Source organism: Mycobacterium sp. SMC-18 (genome assembly GCF_045310895.1).
In the GTDB taxonomy this organism is placed as follows: domain Bacteria; phylum Actinomycetota; class Actinomycetes; order Mycobacteriales; family Mycobacteriaceae; genus Mycobacterium.
The window spans coordinates 36,148-54,804 of sequence record NZ_JBJIAL010000017.1; the positions used below are offsets into that span (position 1 = coordinate 36,148).

General features: G+C 67.4%; 17 protein-coding genes. 6 read left to right on the forward strand and 11 right to left on the reverse strand.

From position 1 onward, the window contains the following. Positions 1 to 10 precede the first annotated feature (10 nt). Entirely contained in the window at positions 11 to 1,375 is a 1,365-nt protein-coding gene (locus ACJH6J_RS16710; RefSeq protein WP_212814676.1) for a TIGR00366 family protein, read from the reverse strand. A 342-nt stretch (positions 1,376 to 1,717) separates the two neighbouring features. Here ACJH6J_RS16710 and adhP point away from each other — a divergent pair, with 342 nt between their 5' ends. Continuing rightward, positions 1,718 to 2,785, forward strand: coding sequence for an alcohol dehydrogenase AdhP (adhP, locus tag ACJH6J_RS16715; protein ID WP_212806742.1), 1,068 nt, complete (start codon positions 1,718 to 1,720; stop codon positions 2,783 to 2,785). A 62-nt stretch (positions 2,786 to 2,847) separates the two neighbouring features. Here adhP and ACJH6J_RS16720 read toward each other — a convergent pair whose 3' ends face one another. The 3 genes from ACJH6J_RS16720 to ACJH6J_RS16730 are packed head-to-tail and all read right to left on the reverse strand — an operon-like array spanning position 2,848 to position 6,076. Beyond that, positions 2,848 to 3,504: a MadR family response regulator transcription factor gene (locus ACJH6J_RS16720; protein WP_212806741.1), complete on the reverse strand. Its 657-nt coding sequence runs from the start codon at positions 3,502 to 3,504 to the stop codon at positions 2,848 to 2,850. Then, positions 3,501 to 4,883 (reverse strand): MadS family sensor histidine kinase, encoded by a 1,383-nt coding sequence (locus tag ACJH6J_RS16725; protein ID WP_244872798.1) that lies wholly within the window; start codon positions 4,881 to 4,883, stop codon positions 3,501 to 3,503. The genes ACJH6J_RS16720 and ACJH6J_RS16725 overlap by 4 nt, the downstream gene beginning before the upstream one ends. Then, positions 4,880 to 6,076, reverse strand: coding sequence for an iron-containing alcohol dehydrogenase (locus tag ACJH6J_RS16730; protein ID WP_212814678.1), 1,197 nt, complete (start codon positions 6,074 to 6,076; stop codon positions 4,880 to 4,882). Before ACJH6J_RS16730 ends, ACJH6J_RS16725 begins: the two co-directional genes overlap by 4 nt. 135 nt (positions 6,077 to 6,211) lie before the next feature. On the opposite strand from ACJH6J_RS16730, the gene ACJH6J_RS16735 reads away from it, so the two are divergent. Next, positions 6,212 to 6,652: a DUF2784 domain-containing protein gene (locus ACJH6J_RS16735; RefSeq protein ID WP_371824476.1), complete on the forward strand. Its 441-nt coding sequence runs from the start codon at positions 6,212 to 6,214 to the stop codon at positions 6,650 to 6,652. A gap of 31 nt (positions 6,653 to 6,683) precedes the next feature. Then, a complete protein-coding gene (locus tag ACJH6J_RS16740; RefSeq protein WP_212813587.1) occupies positions 6,684 to 7,322 on the forward strand; it encodes a DUF998 domain-containing protein in 639 nt (212 codons plus the stop codon). Here the strand turns inward: ACJH6J_RS16740 and ACJH6J_RS16745 are convergent. From ACJH6J_RS16745 to ACJH6J_RS16770, 6 genes are read right to left on the reverse strand one after another with little or no spacing between them, the layout of a single operon-like run. Continuing rightward, positions 7,319 to 8,191, reverse strand: coding sequence for a sulfurtransferase (locus tag ACJH6J_RS16745; RefSeq protein WP_212806739.1), 873 nt, complete (start codon positions 8,189 to 8,191; stop codon positions 7,319 to 7,321). The two genes, ACJH6J_RS16740 and ACJH6J_RS16745, sit on opposite strands and share 4 nt — an antisense overlap. Then, the gene (locus ACJH6J_RS16750; protein ID WP_318986826.1) at positions 8,185 to 9,111 is read right to left on the reverse strand and encodes an ABC transporter substrate-binding protein; all 927 of its coding nucleotides are present in this window, start codon (positions 9,109 to 9,111) and stop codon (positions 8,185 to 8,187) included. The genes ACJH6J_RS16745 and ACJH6J_RS16750 overlap by 7 nt, the downstream gene beginning before the upstream one ends. Next, positions 9,108 to 9,647: a hypothetical protein gene (locus ACJH6J_RS16755; protein ID WP_406804225.1), complete on the reverse strand. Its 540-nt coding sequence runs from the start codon at positions 9,645 to 9,647 to the stop codon at positions 9,108 to 9,110. Before ACJH6J_RS16755 ends, ACJH6J_RS16750 begins: the two co-directional genes overlap by 4 nt. A gap of 4 nt (positions 9,648 to 9,651) precedes the next feature. Continuing rightward, a complete protein-coding gene (locus ACJH6J_RS16760) occupies positions 9,652 to 10,425 on the reverse strand; it encodes an energy-coupling factor transporter transmembrane component T family protein (RefSeq protein ID WP_406775077.1) in 774 nt (257 codons plus the stop codon). Continuing rightward, complete coding sequence (locus ACJH6J_RS16765) at positions 10,422 to 11,939, reverse strand: ABC transporter ATP-binding protein (protein ID WP_406804226.1); 1,518 nt, start codon at positions 11,937 to 11,939, stop codon at positions 10,422 to 10,424. Before ACJH6J_RS16765 ends, ACJH6J_RS16760 begins: the two co-directional genes overlap by 4 nt. After that, positions 11,936 to 12,547, reverse strand: a complete 612-nt coding sequence (locus ACJH6J_RS16770; protein ID WP_212806735.1) for an ECF transporter S component — start codon at positions 12,545 to 12,547, stop codon at positions 11,936 to 11,938. The genes ACJH6J_RS16765 and ACJH6J_RS16770 overlap by 4 nt, the downstream gene beginning before the upstream one ends. 152 nt (positions 12,548 to 12,699) lie before the next feature. On the opposite strand from ACJH6J_RS16770, the gene ACJH6J_RS16775 reads away from it, so the two are divergent. Continuing rightward, positions 12,700 to 13,344, forward strand: coding sequence for a GntR family transcriptional regulator (locus ACJH6J_RS16775; protein ID WP_406804227.1), 645 nt, complete (start codon positions 12,700 to 12,702; stop codon positions 13,342 to 13,344). Between the two features lie 154 nt (positions 13,345 to 13,498). Continuing rightward, positions 13,499 to 14,740 carry a GNAT family N-acetyltransferase gene (locus ACJH6J_RS16780; RefSeq protein WP_406804228.1) on the forward strand — a complete coding sequence of 414 codons (1,242 nt, stop codon included), beginning with the start codon at positions 13,499 to 13,501 and terminating at the stop codon, positions 14,738 to 14,740. A gap of 3 nt (positions 14,741 to 14,743) precedes the next feature. On the opposite strand, the gene ACJH6J_RS16785 is transcribed toward ACJH6J_RS16780, so the two are convergent. After that, on the reverse strand, positions 14,744 to 15,148 hold the full coding sequence (locus ACJH6J_RS16785; RefSeq protein ID WP_318986828.1) for a BlaI/MecI/CopY family transcriptional regulator: 405 nt from the start codon (positions 15,146 to 15,148) through the stop codon (positions 14,744 to 14,746). Positions 15,149 to 15,258: 110 nt separating this feature from the next. On the opposite strand from ACJH6J_RS16785, the gene ACJH6J_RS16790 reads away from it, so the two are divergent. After that, a complete protein-coding gene (locus tag ACJH6J_RS16790) occupies positions 15,259 to 18,558 on the forward strand; it encodes an error-prone DNA polymerase (protein WP_406804229.1) in 3,300 nt (1,099 codons plus the stop codon). The last annotated feature ends 99 nt before the right edge of the window (positions 18,559 to 18,657 follow it).

Sequence of the window (18,657 nt, forward strand, 5' to 3'; positions counted from 1 at the left end):
GTGTTGGGCGTCAGAGCACGTACGGCGCGATGAGCATGGTGGCACCCAGTACCGCGACGCCGATCAGGAACGCGACGACCGTAAAACCCATCACCTGACGAACATTCAGCTTCGCGATCGCCAGCAGCGGCAGCAGCCAGAACGGCTGGATCATGTTCGCGACGCCTTCGCCGACAGCGACCGCCATGGAGATCAGCCCCAGGTACTCCGGTGAACGCTGGCCGATGGCCAGTGCCGAGTCGACCGCGATGGGGCCCTGCACGGCCCAGTGGCCGCCGCCCGACGGGACGAACAGGCTGATGATCAGCGACCCGACAAAGGTCAGGAACGGCAGCGTGTGCTCCGTCGCGCCGTTGACCACGGCCTCGGCCAGGAGCGTCTGCAGCGGCTTGTCGGCCTTGGTCGCCTGATAACCGAGCAGGCCGACCAGACCGCCGTACAGCGGGTACTGCAGGAGCAGCGGGCCGGACACCTTGGCGGCGCCGGTGAACGCTCTGATGAAGCGGATCGGCGTGCGGTGCAGCAGCGCACTGGTGATCGTGAACAGCATGATCATCGACGAGATGTTCAGGGCGAATCCACTGAGCACGAAATAGGCCATGCCGGCGGCGAATACGAGGACGTTGAGGATCCAGAGGTTCTCGAGCCACTCGGCGAAGGTCTTCTTGCCGGGCACCGGCGGAGCCGGCACCTCGTCTTCGAACACCGCGGGGTCCGGTGCCAGACTCTGCGCCGGGGCCATCCGCCAGACCGCGAGTGCGAGCAGCGCCAGCACCGCGATCGCCGACAGCCAGCTGTAGGGCTGGAAGATGGTCTGGCTCAACGGAACAGTGCTGCCGGTGAGCTTGTGGATCACGTTGATCGGGCTGCTGCTGTCGGTGTTGGCCAGCGCGATCGATGACGAGAGTCCCTGTGTCCAGACGATGAAGCCCATGAACGCGGCCGCGATCAGGTAGCCGAAATGTGCGTCGGTGAAGCGCTTTGCGACCTGCCGGGCGACCAGCGCGCCGGCGACGAGTCCCAGTCCCCAGTTCAACAGCGACAGCACGGCGCTGACGCCGAAACACAGTAGGGCGCCCTGCACCTGGTTGTTCGGCTTGCCCGCGATGTGGACGATGGCCCGCTTCAGGACGGGCGCCTCGGCGAGCGTGTAACCCGTTACGAGGATCAGCACCATTTGGAACGCGAACGTGAAGATGTTCTGCGAACCCCACACGCCGCCGTACCAGGCCTTGAGCATGCCGCTGGGGGTGGCGCCGTGCACCATAAGTGCCACCGTCGCGGCGACCAGGACGGTCAGGATGACGGCGAACAGGTACGGGTCGGGCATCAGGCGTTCGACGTAGCGGACGCACAGTGCCGTCAGGGATTGCATGACGCCGCGGCGTTTGGTGCCTGCGCTCGTGCCCTTCGGATGTTCGCTCGTTGCCACGTGATCCACCTTCGCCGTGTCTGGTTACGGCACCCATCATGGCGGGTGCGGGGCGTCCGGGTGGCGCCTTTGCCGAACGGCTTCGCCGGTCCGGGAGCGTTCGGCCAGCGCCCGACGGCCCTGCCCGATCGGGCAGTACCCGGCCCGCCCGGGCAGGTCCGGTACTCGGCCCGATCGGGGCATGTGGCGGCACGTCGCTGTCAATAGCGTTGTGTGCTATCAGCTTTGCGCCAATCAGAACCTCAACACCTTCCCCGCAACAATTCTCATGAATGGAGTGAACCGATGACACAGACACTGGCCACTGAAACTGTGGCGGGACACGCCGACACCATGCGGGCCGCGGTCGTCACCGACTTCGGCATGCCGCTGCAGGTGCACGATCTGCAACTGCCGACGCCAGGCTATGGCGAAGCCCTGGTCAAGCTCGAGACATCCGGTGTCTGCCACACGGATTTACATGCCGCACATGGTGATTGGCCGGTGAAGCCGCAGCCGCCGTTCGTGCCGGGGCATGAAGGCTACGGCACGGTCGTGGCACTCGGTGAGGGCGTGGTTGACCTGGCGGTCGGCGACAAGGTCGGCAACGCCTGGCTGTGGTCGGCGTGCGGCCGCTGCGAATACTGCCGGACGGGCTGGGAGACCTTGTGCGAAAGTCAGCGCAACGGCGGCTATTCCGTCAACGGAAGTTTCGGCACCTACATGCTCGTCAACGCGGACTATGCGGCGCGGATCCCCGACGGCGCCGACCCGCTGGAGATCGCGCCGATCCTGTGCGCCGGCGTCACCGTCTACAAGGGACTCAAGGTCACCGACACGCGGCCCGGCCAGTGGGTGGCGATCTCCGGCATCGGCGGGCTGGGACACATCGCCGTTCAGTACGCGCGCGCGATGGGGCTTCGCGTGGTGGCGATCGATGTCGACGACGCCAAGCTCGCGCTCGCCACCCGCCTCGGCGCCGAGGTCGCCATCAATGCCCGTACCAGCGACGTGGTGGAGTCGGTGCAGCAGGCCACCGGCGGTGTCCACGGTGTCCTGGTCACCGCGGTGCACCCGCAGGCGTTCGGCCAGGCGATCGCACTGGCCCGGCGCGGTGGCACCATCGTGTTCAACGGCCTGCCGCCGGGCGACTTCCCGGCCCCGATCTTCGACATCGTCCTCAAGGGCCTCACCATCCGCGGGTCGATCGTCGGAACGCGGCAAGACATGGCCGAGGCACTGGACTTCTACGCACGCGGCCTGATCAAGCCGACCGTCACCAGCGCGCGCCTCGACGAGATCAATGATGTGTTCGCACGGATGGAACAGGGACAGATCGACGGTCGCATCGTCATCGACTACCGAAATGCCTAGCGGCACATAGGGTCAACCCCTACATCCACACCAGCTGATCTAGGCCGACGAAGATCGTCGGCCTAGATCAGTCCGCGTTTACTGGCCGCGTACACGGCCTCGGCGCGCCGGCTGACGTCGAGCTTGCGCATGATGTTGCTGACGTGGAACTTGGCGGTCGTCGCCGAGATGTACAGCTGCTCACCGATTTTGTGGTTCGACAGCCCCGCCGCGAGCAGCCGCAACACTTCGATCTCCCGGTCGGTCAGCTTCTCGCGCTGATCGCCGCGTCCGCTGAGCGAGCGGACCACAGCCGCGGCGCTGCGCGAGTCGAACGCGCTCTGCCCGGCGGAGATGGCGCGGATCGCCCGCACCAGTTCGGTGGTGTCGACGTCCTTGACCACGTAGCCGCGCGCTCCGGCGTGCACCGCACGTACCACCAGGTCCTCATCGAGAAACGTGGTCAGCACGAGCAGGCCGAGGTCGGGATGGGCGCCGGAAAGCCTGGTGCACAAGGACAATCCCTCGAAGTCCGATCCTGCCGAGAGTTTCAGATCGACCAGCACCACATCGGGTTGCGTCGCCGCGACCATGGCCACGGCTTCCGGTTCGCTGGAGGCCTCGCCGACCACCACAAGGTCGTCCTCGCGCTCCAGTAATGACCGCAGCCCCTGGCGAAGGATGGCGTGGTCGTCCACCAGTGCAAGGCGGATGGTCCCGGTGCTGGTGTCAACGGTCATGGCACGACTCCTTCGGCCGGAGCTTCTTCTAGGTCCCGCGGAATGGTGGCCACGACCCGCACGCCACCGATACGCGAGCGGCCGACGGTGAAGGTGCCACCGTATTCGCGGCACCGTGCCAGCATGTTGGCCAGCCCGCGATGATGCCCGTCGAGGTCCGCGACGTCCGCCAGCCGGAGCCGAAGCCGGAGTTTGTCCGGGTCACCGATGCCGTCGTCGGACACCGACAGGGTGACCCCGGCGGCGCGGTAGCTCAATCGCACGATGGCCCGGGAGGCGCGGCCGTGCATCGCGGTGTTGAACAGAGCCTCACCGGCGATCCGAAGCAGGCTCCGTTCGACAGCACTGGGCAGTTCGGCGACATCTCCGTCGACCCGCAGGGTCACCCGCAGATCCTTCGGCATATGCACGGTGGCGAGCTGTTCGAGCAACTCGGGGAGGCTGGACCGGTCGGCGTCGGAAGAATGGTTGAGCGCATAGATGGCCGACCGTAGCTGGTCGATCGCAGATCGGGTCAGCGCTTTCGCCGTGTCCAGCCGTTCGGCCAGACCCGTTGGACCGGAACGTGATTCGACCTCGCTTCGGCACACCTCGATCTGCATGCCCGCCGACAGGACGGTTTGTGTGACGCTGTCGTGCAGCTCCCGTGCGATGCGGTGTCGCTCGGAGTCCAGCACCTGATGACGTTGTGCCGCACCGAGTTCGCGTTGCGTCGCCAGCAGCTGCGCATTGCGCGCCTCGGATTGCGCCAGCAGGGTTTGCGAGCGCTGGAACAGTTCACAGTTCTGTAGCGCCACCGCCGTCTGACTGGCCAGGATTCGCATCACCGCTTCGTCGATGCCGTCGAGCAGCCGGTGCGGTGGTGTCCACGCCGCGAACGCGCCGACGACGCCGCCGTCGAGCTCGATCGGGACGTGTGAATGGTGACTTTCGATGACGGGTACCCGGAACTGAGCAAGCTGACCGCGAAGGACATCGTTGAGCCGGTTCAGGACCGCATCCGGAAGGTGCGGTACCGGATGTTTGGTGCCCGACAGGCCTTCGAAGGAGTATGCGTGCCCCTCGGCGTCGAGGATGAGGTGACGGGGCCGTGCCTCGGGCAGGGCACCGTCGGCCAGCGCCAACAGCACCCATTCGGCACCGAGATGGGTACGGGCTGCCTCGGCGACGGCCCGCACCAGGTTCTCGGGGCCGTTGACGGTCTGCACCAGAGCGCGGGAGATGGCATCGAGCGCTGCGACCACCCGTTCGGTGCGTTGCGCGGCCACCCGGAACTCGGGATAGAACGTGCCCTTGCCGGATCGGACGCCCGTGAGTTGGTCCAGATCCGGGACTGTCGCGCGGCGCGGCACCACCGGGTTGCCGGGCAAGGTCGTCATAGTGCGGCCCGGAACAGCGCGCGCAGCTGTGCATCGTCGATGGGGCGGGGGTTGGTGCTCAGGCACGCGTCTTGAAGGGCGTTGTGGGCCAACACCGGTACGTCGGAGTCGCGTACCCCCAACTCGGCGAGCCCGCGCGGCACGCCGACCTGTCTGGCCAGCTCTTGGAGCCGATCGGCGAGTGCCAGTGCGGATTCCAGTTCTGGCGCACGCCTGTCGGCGATGCCGAGGCAGGTGGCGATGGTGGCGAAGGGAGCCGGGTCGGCCTCGGCGTTGAACCGCACCACGTGGGGGAGCAGTACGCCGTTGATGACGCCGTGCGGCAAGTCGAGGAGCCCGCCGACCTGATGGCTCATGGCATGCGCGGCCCCCAGGATGGCATTGGTGAACGCGAGACCCGCTTCCAATGCGGCTTGGGCCATCAGCACCCGCGCCGGCATGTCGTGTGGCCGCTCGATGGTGGTGACCAGGTTCTCGGTGACCATCACGACCGACCGCAGCGCGTGGTGGTCGGTCAGCTGGTTGTGCCCGAGCGACACGAACGCCTCGATGCCGTGCGTCAGCGCATCCAGACCTGTTGCCGCATTGAGCCATTCGGGCATGGTGGTGAGGAGCCGGGGGTCGATGACGGTGATGTCGGGGACCAGGGCGCGGCCCAGGATGGTGATCTTGGTGTTGTGGGTCGTGTCGGTGACGATGCAGAACTGAGAGACGTCGGCGCCGGTACCCGACGTGGACGGCAGCACCACGAGGGGCGGGATCGGCGCCGTCGCCTTGTCGACTCCGGCGTAGTCGAGGATGTGGCCGCCGTTGGCCGCCAGGATCGCGATGCCTTTGGCCGCGTCGATCACCGAGCCGCCGCCCAACGCGATGAGCACATCGCAGCCGTGCGATCGGTAGAACTCGTGGCCGGCCGTCACCTCGTGGTCCTTGGGGTTCGGGGTCAGCGCGCTCCACACGTGCGCCTCGACGCACTGGGCGCGCAGGTGCCCCACCAGCTCGGCCACCCAGCCGGCCTCGATCAGCCCGGGGTCGGTGACCAGCATGGGCCGCAGCCCGCCCAGGCGGACGGCGGCGTGCGCAGCCTCCGCCATCGAGTCGATACCGAACACGATCTCAGGGGCATGAAACTTCAACAGCCGCGTCGGCACGGCCGTCGCTGCCGTCGTCGCCGCGAGCTGCGCGGGCGCCATCACATCGAGTCTCACCAGACCCATTCCTCATCCTGTGATCCAGGTAACACGCCCAGCCTACGGTGTGCCGCCGCTCAGACCAATGTGCACGTGGGTAGGTCGGCACCTACCCGATCGGGTAGGTGCGCCGACGGTTTGCCGGTTTCCGCGGCGGGTATCCACGTCCCAGCAGCTACGCCAGTCGAAGAGGCCACGAAGATGCCGTACTCCGCGATCGCAGTAGCGGCGGTTGCCGCACACTTCGCCTTCCTCGGCTATCTCATCGGAGGCGGGTTCCTGGCGTGGCGGTGGCCGGCGACGATCTGGTTGCACGCCCTCATCGTCGGCTGGACCGTCATCATCCTCACCGGTGTCGTCGAATGTCCGCTGACCACGATCGAGCGGTGGGCCCGCGACGGCGCCGGCATGTCACCGTTGCCCCGCGCGGGTTTCATCGACCACCACGTCGCCGGGGTGCTGTATCCACACGGCTGGGGAGCCGCGGCTGAAATCGTGGTGGTCGCAGCTATTTTGGCGTCGTGGCTCGGGCTGTGGCGCCGGCACGATCGAACGCCGAGGCGTTCTCATGGTGGTTGATCAAGGGTGTCGGGCGGCCGGGTGGACGCTGGTGACCGCCGCGGCGGCGCCGGCCGTGCTGGTGGTGGCCGCGATTCTCGCCAGGGCTGCCCTCACGACGAGTTACGACTCGCTGTCGGAAACGCTGAGTGTGCTCGCGGGACGGGGCAGCGGCCAGGGGATCATGACGGCGGGATTCATGTTGAGCGCGGCGTGCCAGATCGCGACCGCCATGGGACTGCGTGTGGTGCGGCTGTCCGCGCGGATCGCGCTGGCGACCGCCGGCTGCTGCGGGCTTGTCGTCGCCGCCTTTCCGGTCACGGTGCGCGCCAACGAAAGTACCCATCTGCTGGCAGCCGGTGGGGGCCTCATCGCGCTGGCCCTGGTGCCGATCCTGGGTATGAGCAGCGGGTCGACAACACCGCTGGTGTGTCGTCCCCGTTGGGCGCTGACCGCGACGCTGGTGCTGTGTGCCCTGGTGTTGTGGGTCTATTACGAGGCCAACCATGGCGTCTTTCTCGGCTTGGCCGAGCGGCTGACTGCGGTGGCAGGGCTGACCTGGCCGGTGGTCGTTGTGGTTTTTGCCAGGCGGGTACAGGTGGGGGAGCGCTCGCTCGCCGGTCCACTCCAGCCCAAACCAGTTCCGCGGGAACGCATTCGTATCGGAAACCGGTACGCGCAGCGGTGCTAGTGGGCGGTGTCGTCGACCTGCAGGGGCAACGTCGGATCAGCGCTCCATTCCTCCAGGGAACCGTCGTAGACGCGGACCGATTCGACACCGCAGGACGCGAGCGCCAGCGCGTTGGCCGTCGCCGAGATACCGCCGCCGCAGTACAGCAGCACCTCGCGGTCCAGATCCGTTCCGGCGTCCCGGTAGCGTTCTCTGATGTCCGCGGGTGGACGCACCAGGCCACGGTCGTCGAAGAGTTCGCGGGCCGGCACGTTGACGCTGCCGGGTATGTGTCCGCGGCGGGTGTAGCGCGTCGGTTCGATGCCCGAGAATGCCGGCGGCGACAATGCGCATACCAGATTGCCTGCATGGCATTGGATTTCACGTAGCTCGTCGAGATCGATCCACGCCTCACGTATCGGTCGTGCCGACCACGACGCGACGGGCCGGGCGGGCACGGACCCGGATTCCACGGGAAGTCCCGCGGCCCGCCACGCGTCGAGTCCGCCGTCGAGCACCCGCACCGGAATTCCGATCCAGCGCAACAGATACCAGGTTCTCGCCGCCCAGAAACCACCCGTGCTGTCGTACACGACGGTCGGAGTGTCGGCGCCGATGCCGAACCGGGCGAGGCGGTCGGCGAGATCTTGTGGTGGCGGGTGGTGATTGTGGGTCGCGGCGGCGATCGAGAGATCGGTGTCGACCTGCACGTGGAGGGCGCCGGGAAGGTGCGCGGCTTCCCAGGCGCTGCGGCCGCTGTCCGCGCGGAAGTCGCCGTCGACCTGTGGGCGGTGTAGCACCAGGCTGGCGTCGAGAATCACCGGCGTGGCGTCGCTCGCCAGCGCGGTGGAAAGCTCCTGAGCGCTGATGAAGGGTCCGGAGTTCACCATGCCGGATCCGTCGTGACAGCAGGGATATTCGCGAACGCCGCAGGCCACCGTTCGGGCGCAGTGAGAATTCCGTGCCCGGCGAGCCAGTGTGCGTACGGCTCGACGAGCTCGGGACGTACTGTGCCCCAGGAATTCTCGTGGAACCAGGTGCTGGAGATGGCGTCGAGTGAGCGGTCGATGACGTCTGCTGGGAAGTACGGCATGACATCGCTCAGCAGGTCGGCCGCCTCGTCGGGGTGCTGGGCGGCGTAGCGGAAACCTCGTTCGCTGATCGCCCGGAAGTCGGAGACCAGCAACGGATTTCGGTCGATGAGGTCATCGTGCACGCCGAGCAGGTAGCTGTGGTACCCGAACGGCAGCTCTTCATCGACGCGCCAGATGCGCTCCGGGCGGTCCGGATGCTCGCTCAGCAGGATGTCCCAAGCCCAGTAGGAACCGAAGGTGGCGTCGGCGACGCCGGCGGCCAATTCGGCACTGGTGAGCTCACGCGCGCCGACGTCGACAAGGGTGACGGCATCGGGGTCGCCGCCTGCTTGCGCGACCAGATCGCGCACGACGGCCACCCCGCGGGGTGTCGGATTGAGTGCCACCCGCTTGTTGGCCAACTCGGCCAAACTGCTGATCCCACTGCTGACGAGAGTGCGAATCGTCTCCAAGCCGCGCTGGTTCACCGCGGCGATCGCCTTCAACGGCTCGCCGCGCTCGGTACGCACCAGCAGCCGGTTGGTCGGGAATACCGCGAGATCCACCAGGCGCCGGCCGAGGTGTTCGAGGCTGTCACCGATGCCGGGGTCCACCGTGCGGATCTGCAGTTCGATCCCTGCGTCGGCGTACCAGCCCCGGTGCCTGGCCAGATAGAAGCCGGCCGAGTTCGGCCACGGATGAAAGTACTCCAGGGCCAAAGAGATCGAGGTGGTCATGACGTCCTTTGCGAAGCGGTGAATTCGAATCCGGTCGGCGTCGCGAGTGCGATCAGGTCGGCACACCGCCGCGGCCGATAGCGGGTGACGAATTCCTCTTCCTGGGCCGCCCAGCGGTCCCAGTGCGGCCGGTACAGATCGCCGTCGCGGCGTAGTGCCCGGCGCTTGCGCACCTCGTCGTCGGCGTCGACCCAGATGCCCAGATCGGCGAGCCGCCGCCCGGCGGGCGTGAGGGCCCCGGTGCCTTCGACGATCAAGCGCTGTCCGCACTCGACACGGTGCCAATCTCCCGGAACCTCACCGGCCCAGTCCCAACTCCGCCAGCGTCCCGCCTCGCCGGCGGCGCGAGGTGCCAACAGCGATTGGTGCACGTGGTCTACGGCCCAGAACAATCCGTCCCAGCCCGGGTAGATGTCGTCGAGGCGGACCACCACACTGCCGGACCAGGCATCGTGCAGTTGCGTTGCCAGCGTGGACTTTCCTGATCCTGAACGGCCGTCGACCAACACCGTCGCTGCGTCGTCGAGGCGCTCCACGATCTCATCGAGTACCAATGAAGTTCCACGCTCCGGTGGCGACCGACGTGGCGATCGCCACCGCGGTGATCGTGAATCCAGCTGTGACAAGGGCGAACTCACGTCCAGCGAAGGGCGAGGGGCGAGCCCAGGTCCGGTGGCGGTGCGCGCCGAACCCGCGCGCCTCCATCGCGGTGGCGAGTTTGGTCCCGCGTCGGACCGCGAAGACCAACAGCGCGAAGGACTGTCCGGCGATGCGGCGCAGCCGCGCGTGGTCGGCGACGCCCCGGGCCCGGCGCGCGTATCCGAGGTACTGCCAGTCCTGGCCCAGCAATCCGACCAGACGCAGGCCGGCCAGCGCGCCGAGCACAAACCGGGCCGGTAGTTTCAGTACCTGCCCGAGCCCGTCGGCGAGCTCGGTGGGATCGACGTCGGCGAACAGGATCACTGACGGCAGTGCGATCGCGAGGACGCGCAGAAAAGTGGCCAGCGCCAAGGTGATCGAGCCGTCGCTGATGGTGACGAGCAGGAAGTGCCAGTGCACGGCGCCGCTCGGCTGGCCGTAGAGGAGGATGGTGACGGCGGTCAGTGCCGCCGCGACGGCGATCACCGCACCCCGCGTCAGGACCGGGCGCAGCCGGGCGCCGACCACGAAGAACAGGACGAGCTCGAGCACCAGCGCCGTCAGGGCCGACACCCAGTCGACGGACAGCACCAGCCCACCCGCGATGAGGAGGGCGGTGAGCAGCCGGGCGACGGGGTTGACCGGGCGGGTGCCGACGGCCTCCGCGGTAGTCATTCTGTTGTCTCCGTTGCGGTTCGCCACGCAGGTAGCTCGATGCGGGTGTCGGCGAGCAGGGCGGTGAAATCGAGGTCGTGCGTGGCCGCCACCACGGCCGTCCCCGCGTCGGCGACGTCGGCCAGCAGCCGGACCAGTTCCTCCCACGTCCGGCGGTCCTGCCCGAACGTCGGCTCGTCCAGGACGATCACCGCGGGCCCCGTGGCCAGGACGGTGGCGACGGACAGTCGACGTTTCTCTCCACCGGAGAGGGTGTACGGATTCGCGTCGGCGACGTGCTGCAAGCTCAGTCGCTGAAGCAATTCGTCTGTGCGGGACTCGATTTCGGTGCCCGCTCGCTTCAGCGCCCGTGGTCCCAACGACAGTTCGTCGCGGACGGTACCGGTGAGAAACTGATGCTCCGGGTCTTGGAAGACACTGCCGATCCGGGTGAGCAATTCCTTCGACCGCCACCGGACGGGCTCGAGCCGGGAGCGCGGGGGAGCGAGCGCGGCGTCGGCCGTGAGCCGCCCGGCCGCCGGTCGCAGCAGCCCGCCGAGCGTCAGCGCCAGGGTGGACTTGCCCGCACCGTTGGGACCGGTGACGACGGTGGTCCGTCCGCGCCGGATCTCGAAATCGAGCCCGGTGTTCAGTGGGGCGTCGCCGTGCTGCCCCACCAAGAGGTCGGTGGCGCGAAGCAGGACGCTGTCGTCCCCACCCCGGCGCCTGGCGATCTCAGGCAGAGGGACGCCCGGCACCCAGACGCCGGACCGGACCAGGTAGTCGTGTTCGCGTCGGATCGTGTCGTCAGGCATACCGTCGGCGGTCACCGTGCCGTCGGCACCCAGGACGATCACGCGGTCGATGACCGGCAGCCATACGTCGGTGCGGTGCTCGATGACGATGAGCGTCGCGCCCGTCCGGCGCGCGGACTCGACGATCGCGTCGCGGACCTCGATGACGCCGGCGGGGTCGAGATTGGCCGTCGGTTCGTCGAGCAGGATCAGGCCGGGGCGCATGGCCACCACACCGGCCAGCGCGAGGCGCTGCTTCTGCCCGCCGGAAAGCTTCGAGGTGGGATGGGAGAGCGGCGCATTCAGTCCGACCGCGTCGAGCGCCTGGCGCACCCGAGGCCAAATCTGATCGCGCGGAACGCCGAGGTTCTCCATCCCGAAGGCCACGTCGTCTCCGACCCGGGGCAGGATCACCTGCGAATCGGGATCCTGCAGCACCATGCCGATGCGGGACCGGCGTTCGGCCGGCGGTGCACCATCGACGTGCAGCTGTCCCGCCTGACGGCCTTCCTCGGCGCCGCCGAGCAGTCCGGCGACGCCGTGCAGGAGTGTGGACTTCCCGGCGCCCGACGGCCCGAGCAGCAGCACCCGCTCTCCGGGCGCTATCGACAAATCGAGATCGCGCACAGCCCAATTCGCGCGCGTCGCATGCTGCCAACCCCAGCCGCGCGCGGTGACCGCAGCGCCGACGGAACGCGCCGCGTCCGTCGAGGTCCGCGCCCGGCCGCCCAGGGCGTTCACGACGCCGGGCTCGGTTCCAGACGTCCCGACGCGAAACGGCTGAGAACTCCGGTCCGGGCCAGGTTTCTCACCACGACCCATGACAGCAGTCCGGCAACGAGGGCGCCGGAGAGGATCGCCGAGGCCACATAGACCGCGGCGAAGCCGGCGGCGGAACCGGGGTACCACAGGATCAGGTCGTTGATGGCCAGGGCGATCCCGGCGACCGCTCCGGAGAGCACTGCGGTGGGCAGGCCCCACCGCCGGTACAGGAACACCGCGAAGACCAGTTCCGCACCGAGACCCTGGACCAGGCCGGATTCGAGGGTGAGCACACCCCACTGATTGCCGACCAGCGCCGAAATGGAAGCGGCGACGAGCTCGCCGTAGACGGCCGCACCGGGCTTGCGGATGACCAGAGCAATGAGCACACCGGCGAACAGCCACCCACCACCGAGCAGTGCCTGCAGACCGGGGAGCACTGCGCCGAGAGGCGCGCTGACCGGATTGGATGCGATGTTCCACAGCACGAAGATCAGTCCGGCAGCCGTCGCGAGCACACTCGCAACGACGATGTCGACGACGCGCCAGCGCAGTACCGGGCGATCAATGGTGGACGGGGTGCTCATACGTCTCCTTCATGCCGTCGCGCGGGACCGCGACGGCAACAAGTATGGACGGCCGGCACAACCGCTGTATGCCTTCGCGTCATCATGAGTATTTTCTGTATACAAAACAGCTTCAAATGTATTCTCGATGGAACGCAACACTTGGAGGACGGGTGCAACGGACCGCTTTTCACAGTGCATTTCGCGCTGACCTGTTGGCCGGCCGGTTCTCCGCAGCCGAACCCCTGACCGAGAGCGCGCTGACCGCCGCATACGGCGTGTCCCGAACTCCGGTACGCGAGGCGCTGAGCCGCCTGGAACAGGAGGGGCTGATCAGCCGCTCCGCCCGCGGCTATCGCATCCGATCGGGCTCGCCGGACGATGTCATCGAGATCTACGACGTCCGCATTGCACTGGAGAAAGCGGCTGCCGAGGCAGCATCGGCACGACGAACCGAATTGCAGGTCGCTCAGCTGGCGCAGCTGCACCAGCGCGCGGCCGCGGCTGAGGACGCGGCCGTGGCCCGGCAGCTGAATTCGCAATGGCACGAGGTGCTTTGGGCCGCATCGCACAATGCGACGCTCCAGGAAACGCTGACCAACCTCGTGGCCAGACTTCGCCTGTGTGACAGGGAGGCCATGCACAGGGACGATCTGGCCGACGTGGCGACCGAACACGAGGCGATCATGGATGCAATCCGGCGGCACGACGCGGCAGCCGCCAGTGCGGCCATCGCCACGCACCTCCAGCGGACCAAGCAGGAACGTCTCGATACGTTTGCGCGGCTCTACAGTCAGCCGCCACTGGCCCAGCGGTGAACCTCGGCAGGAGCGCTGTGAAAGGCTCAGTGTCCGAGCTGTTTTGGTGATCTGTCCGATTGGTTCTCGAGCCGTGATGCGCGGTGTTCAGTCTTTGTTTGCTGCAGGGAAATTCAGATGACTCCTGTGAAGGCGCTGTGATATCCCTTGGGGCATGAGTGATTTGACGCTGCGCTCGGTCAGTGACAGCGATGATTTCGATGCGTTCATGGCTACGTCGTACGGGGTGTTCCTGCAGGATCCGCAGCAGGACGAGATCGACCTGATGCGCGCCTTCACCGAGTACGACCGCATGTTCGGTTTTCACGACGGCAGCCGTTGGGTGTCCACTGCCGGAGCCTTCGGGAAGCAGGTGGTGCTGCCCGGTGGGGCGACGACGGCCGTGGCTGCCGTCACCGCCGTCACGGTGTCGCCCAGTCATCGACGCCGCGGCCTGCTCACGGCGATGATGCGCCACCAACTCGAGGACATTCGGGCACGCGGCACCGAGGCGCTGGCCATGTTGTACGCATCGGAGGCCACCATCTACGGGCGCTTCGGCTACGGCATGGCAGTGCCGGTGGCGGAGCTCTCGGGCAAGGTCCGTGAACTGGGATTCCGCTCGGACGTCCAGCTCGGCGATGGCTCGGTGACGCACGTCGACGCCGAGACGTTGCTGGCCAACGGACCCGAGATTCATCAGCGCGCCATGGTGCAGCGGGCCGGACTGATGGAGCGGCCGGGTCCGTGGTGGGACAACTGGATCCACGACAACGAGCCGAGACGCAAGGAGTTCGGCAAGCTTCGCTTCCTCCTGCATCGCGAGGCCGACGGCACCGCCAGTGGATTCGCGATCTACCGGCCCAAGGTCCGCTGGACCGACGGCGGCCAGCCCGACAGCGAGCTCCAGGTTCAAGAGGTGCTGGCCACCAATCATCGTGCGTACGCGCAGATTTGGCGCTATCTCCTGGATATGGATTTGATCAGGACCGTCGGATACGACGGTGCGGCAGTCGATGAGCCGCTCCTCAGCCTGGTGGCCGACCGGCGCGCGCTGGCATGCCAGGTCAGGGACGGCATCTACGTACGACTGGTCGATCTGCCTCGCGCGCTTAGTCTGCGGAGCTACTCGGCTCCGGTCGACGTGGTGCTGGAGATCTCCGACGAGTTCTGTCCGTGGAACACCGGCCGGTGGCAGCTTCGCGGCGGACCTGATGGGGCCGAATGCGAAAGCACCACGGCATCAGCGGATATCGCCATGTCGGTGCGTGACCTCGGCGCCGTCTACCTCGGCGGGGTGAGTCTGCAGGCGCTGGCGAGCGCAGGGCTCGTTCGCGAGCTCACGCCGGGTTCGGTGCACCGCGCCGCCGTTGCCTTCGGCTGGCCGACCGCCCCGGGTGTGCCCGACGACTTCTGACGACTACGCGGTGCGCCTGGATATCAGGCGCACCGCGGGGTCGACGGCGGCCAGTGCCTGCCGCAGTACATCGATCTCGTCGGCCGCGACCTGCGTGACGAAGTGGACCAGCGCCGCGTGCCGGTCGCTTCGTTCGGCAGCCTGCCCGAGTGCATCGACCATGAGACCGGCCACCAACTCGTCGCGGCTGCGCGACGCGACGTAACGGTGCGCCCGATCATCACGCAATTGGTGGACGACGCCCTTCCCGGCGAGTCTGCGCAGCACCGTCATGACGGTTGTGTACGCGAGTTTGCGTTCGGCGCAGATGGCGTGATGGACCTCGCGAACGGTCTGTGGCCCGTCCGCGTCCCAGAGGTGATCCATCACCTCGCGTTCCAGATTGCCCAAGTGCCTCAGCATGGCCATCGTCCGTCCCTCTCTGGCGCCCTTTGGGATCTAGTCGCATGGGAGTCGCCCGAGTTCCCGCGGACCCAGCGCCTCTGGTGTTCGAACAAAGTTTCGAATATTCTGATGGGGTGGGTTGGCACAACGGGCCGCCGAGCTGGGCGGAGATGCAGCGGGTGCTCGAGGGTAAACCTCGGGTGGCCGGTGCTGCTCCGGAGTCGCCGGCCGACGGCGGTGACAGCCCCGCCTGGTCGCGCAAGCGGGGTGACTATCGACCGGTGAACCGCCCGGCCCGGCCGGGAACGTCGGTGCCGTACGCCGAGCTGCACGCCCATTCCGCGTACAGCTTCCTCGATGGGGCCAGCACTCCGGAGGAACTGGTGGAGGAGGCCGTCCGGCTGGATTTGCGGGCCATCGCGCTGACCGACCACGACGGGCTCTACGGCGTCGTGCGTTTCGCCGAGGCCGCCAAAGAACTCGACATGGCGACGGTTTTCGGTGCGGAACTGTCGCTCAGCAACACTCCGCGCACCGAGTTGCCCGACCCGCCCGGCCCGCATCTGCTGGTGCTGGCCCGCGGGCCCGAGGGGTATCGGCGGCTGTCCCGGGAACTGGCCCGGGCGCATCTGGCCGGCGGCGAGAAGGGCGTGCTGAGTTATGACCTGGACACCCTCACCGAAGCCGCCGGCGGACACTGGCAGATCCTGACCGGCTGCCGTAAAGGCCATGTACGCCAAGCCTTGTCGTCAGGTGGTGTGGAAGCGGCGGACAAGGCGCTGGCCGGCCTGGTGGACAGGTTCGGCGCCGGCCGGGTGACCATCGAACTGACCCACCACGGACATCCGCTCGACGATGAACGCAATGCGACGCTGGCGGCTCTGGCCCCGCGGTTCGGCCTCGGTGTCGTCGCCACCACCGCCGCGCATTTCGCCGCGCCGTCGCGGGGAAAGCTGGCGATGGCGATGGGCGCCATTCGCGCGCGCAACTCGATGGATGAGGCCGAAGGCTGGCTGGCTCCGCTGGGCGGGTCGCACCTGCGGTCCGGGGCGGAGATGGCCCGGCTGTTCGCCCATCATCCGGGTGTGGTGGCGGCCGCCGCCGAACTGGGGGAGCAGTGTGCGTTCGAATTGCGTTTGATCGCACCGAAATTGCCGCCGTTCGACGTACCGGAAGGGCACACCGAGATCAGTTGGCTGCGCAAGCTGGTGGCGGACGGAGCGGCCCGCCGCTACGGCTGGAAGCCCGACGCGGACCGGGAGAAGGCGTACCGGCAGATCGAGCACGAGCTCAAAATCATTGAACAGCTGGAGTTTCCCGGCTACTTCCTGGTGGTGCACAGCATCACCGAGTTCTGCCGAAACAGTGACATCCTGTGCCAGGGCAGGGGATCGGCCGCCAACTCGGCGGTCTGTTACGCCCTGGGCATCACGAACGTCGACCCGGTGGCCAACGAGCTGCTGTTCGAGCGGTTCCTGTCCCCGGCGCGCGACGGCCCACCGGACATCGACATCGACATCGAATCGGACCTGCGCGAGAAGGTCATCCAGTTCGTCTACGAGAAGTACGGCAGGGACTACGCCGCGCAAGTGGCCAACGTCATCACCTACCGCGGTCGGAGCGCCGTGCGGGACATGGCTCGGGCCCTGGGGTTCTCGCAGGGGCAGCAGGATGCCTGGAGCAAGCAGATCAGCCGGTGGAACGGGCTCGCGGACTCCCCGGATGTCGAGGACATCCCCGCGGCGGTTGTCGACCTGGCGCTCCAGATCAGGAATCTGCCGCGGCACATGGGAATTCACTCCGGCGGCATGGTGATCTGCGACCGGCCGATCGCCGACGTCTGCCCGGTGGAGTGGGCGCGGATGGAGAACCGCAGCGTGCTGCAATGGGACAAGGACGACTGTGCCGCAATCGGTTTGGTGAAGTTCGACCTGCTCGGGCTGGGCATGCTCTCGGCCCTGCACTACATGATCGACCTGGCCAGGGACCACATGGGCATCGAGGTGGATCTGGCCAAGCTGGATCTGACCGAGCCGGCGGTGTACGAGATGCTGCAGCGCGCCGACTCGGTCGGGGTGTTCCAGGTCGAGTCCCGGGCCCAGATGGCCACGCTGCCGCGACTGAAACCCAAGAAATTCTACGACCTGGTGGTCGAGGTGGCCCTGATCCGGCCCGGTCCGATCCAGGGCGGCTCGGTGCACCCGTACATCCGGCGGCACAACGGGCTGGAGGCCGCGGTCTGCGAACACGAGTCGATGAAGCCCGCGTTGGACCGGACCCTGGGCGTGCCGCTGTTCCAGGAACAGCTCATGCAGCTGGCCGTCGACTGCGCCGGGTTCACCCCTGCCGAGGCTGATCAACTGCGGCGGGCCATGGGGTCCAAACGCTCCACCGAACGGATGCGGCAGTTGCGCGGACGGTTCTACGACGGCATGCGGGAACTGCACGGCATCACCGGCCAGACGGCCGAGCGGATCTACGAAAAGCTCGAAGCCTTCGCCAATTTCGGCTTTCCGGAGAGTCATGCGCTGAGCTTCGCGTCGCTGGTGTTCTCCTCGTCGTGGTTCAAGCTGCATCACCCCGCGGTGTTCTGTGCGGCATTGCTGCGGGCTCAGCCCATGGGCTTCTACTCGCCGCAGTCGCTGGTGGCCGACGCCCGCCGGCACGGGGTGCTGGTGCACGGTCCGGATGTGAACGCCAGCCTGGCGTATGCGACGTGCGAGAACCGCGGCACCGAGGTGCGGCTGGGGCTGGGGACCGTCCGGCACATCGGGGACGAGTTGGCCCAGCGCATCGTCGACGAACGAAATACCAACGGGCCGTTCGCTTCTCTGCTCGACCTGACCGGGCGGGTGCAGCTGTCGGTGCCTCAGGCCGAGGCGCTGGCGACCGCAGGCGCGCTGGGGTGTTTCGGCATCACCAGGCGCGAGGGATTGTGGGCGGCCGGGGCGGCGGCCGCGGAACGCCCCGACCGGTTGCCCGGCGTCGCGTCGGCCGGCGGCATACCGGCGCTGCCCGGGATGACGGACCTGGAGCTGGCGGCCGCCGATGTGTGGGCCACGGGTATCTCGCCGGACAGCTACCCGACCCAGTTCCTGCGGGAAGGCCTCGACGCGCTGGACGTGGTGCCGGCGAACAGGCTGCTGGAGGTACCCGACGGCACCCGCATCGTGGTGGCCGGCGCGGTGACGCACCGGCAACGTCCGGCCACCGCGCAGGGGGTGACGTTCATCAACCTGGAAGACGAGACCGGCATGGTCAACGTGCTGTGCGCACCGGGGGTGTGGTCCCGGCACCGGAAACTGGCGCAGACCGCGCCGGCGCTGTTGGTGCGCGGCATCGTGCAGAACGCCAGCGGGGCCGTCACCGTGATCGCGGACCGGATGGGCCGGCTCGATCTGCGGGTGATGACCAAATCCCGGGACTTCCAGTGAGAGGGAGTCGGCCCGAATCACCCGAACGGACTCCCGGACCAGACGAAGTGGGTAATTTTGCCCAGTTCATTGACATAACGGCCGATTTGTAAAAAGCTG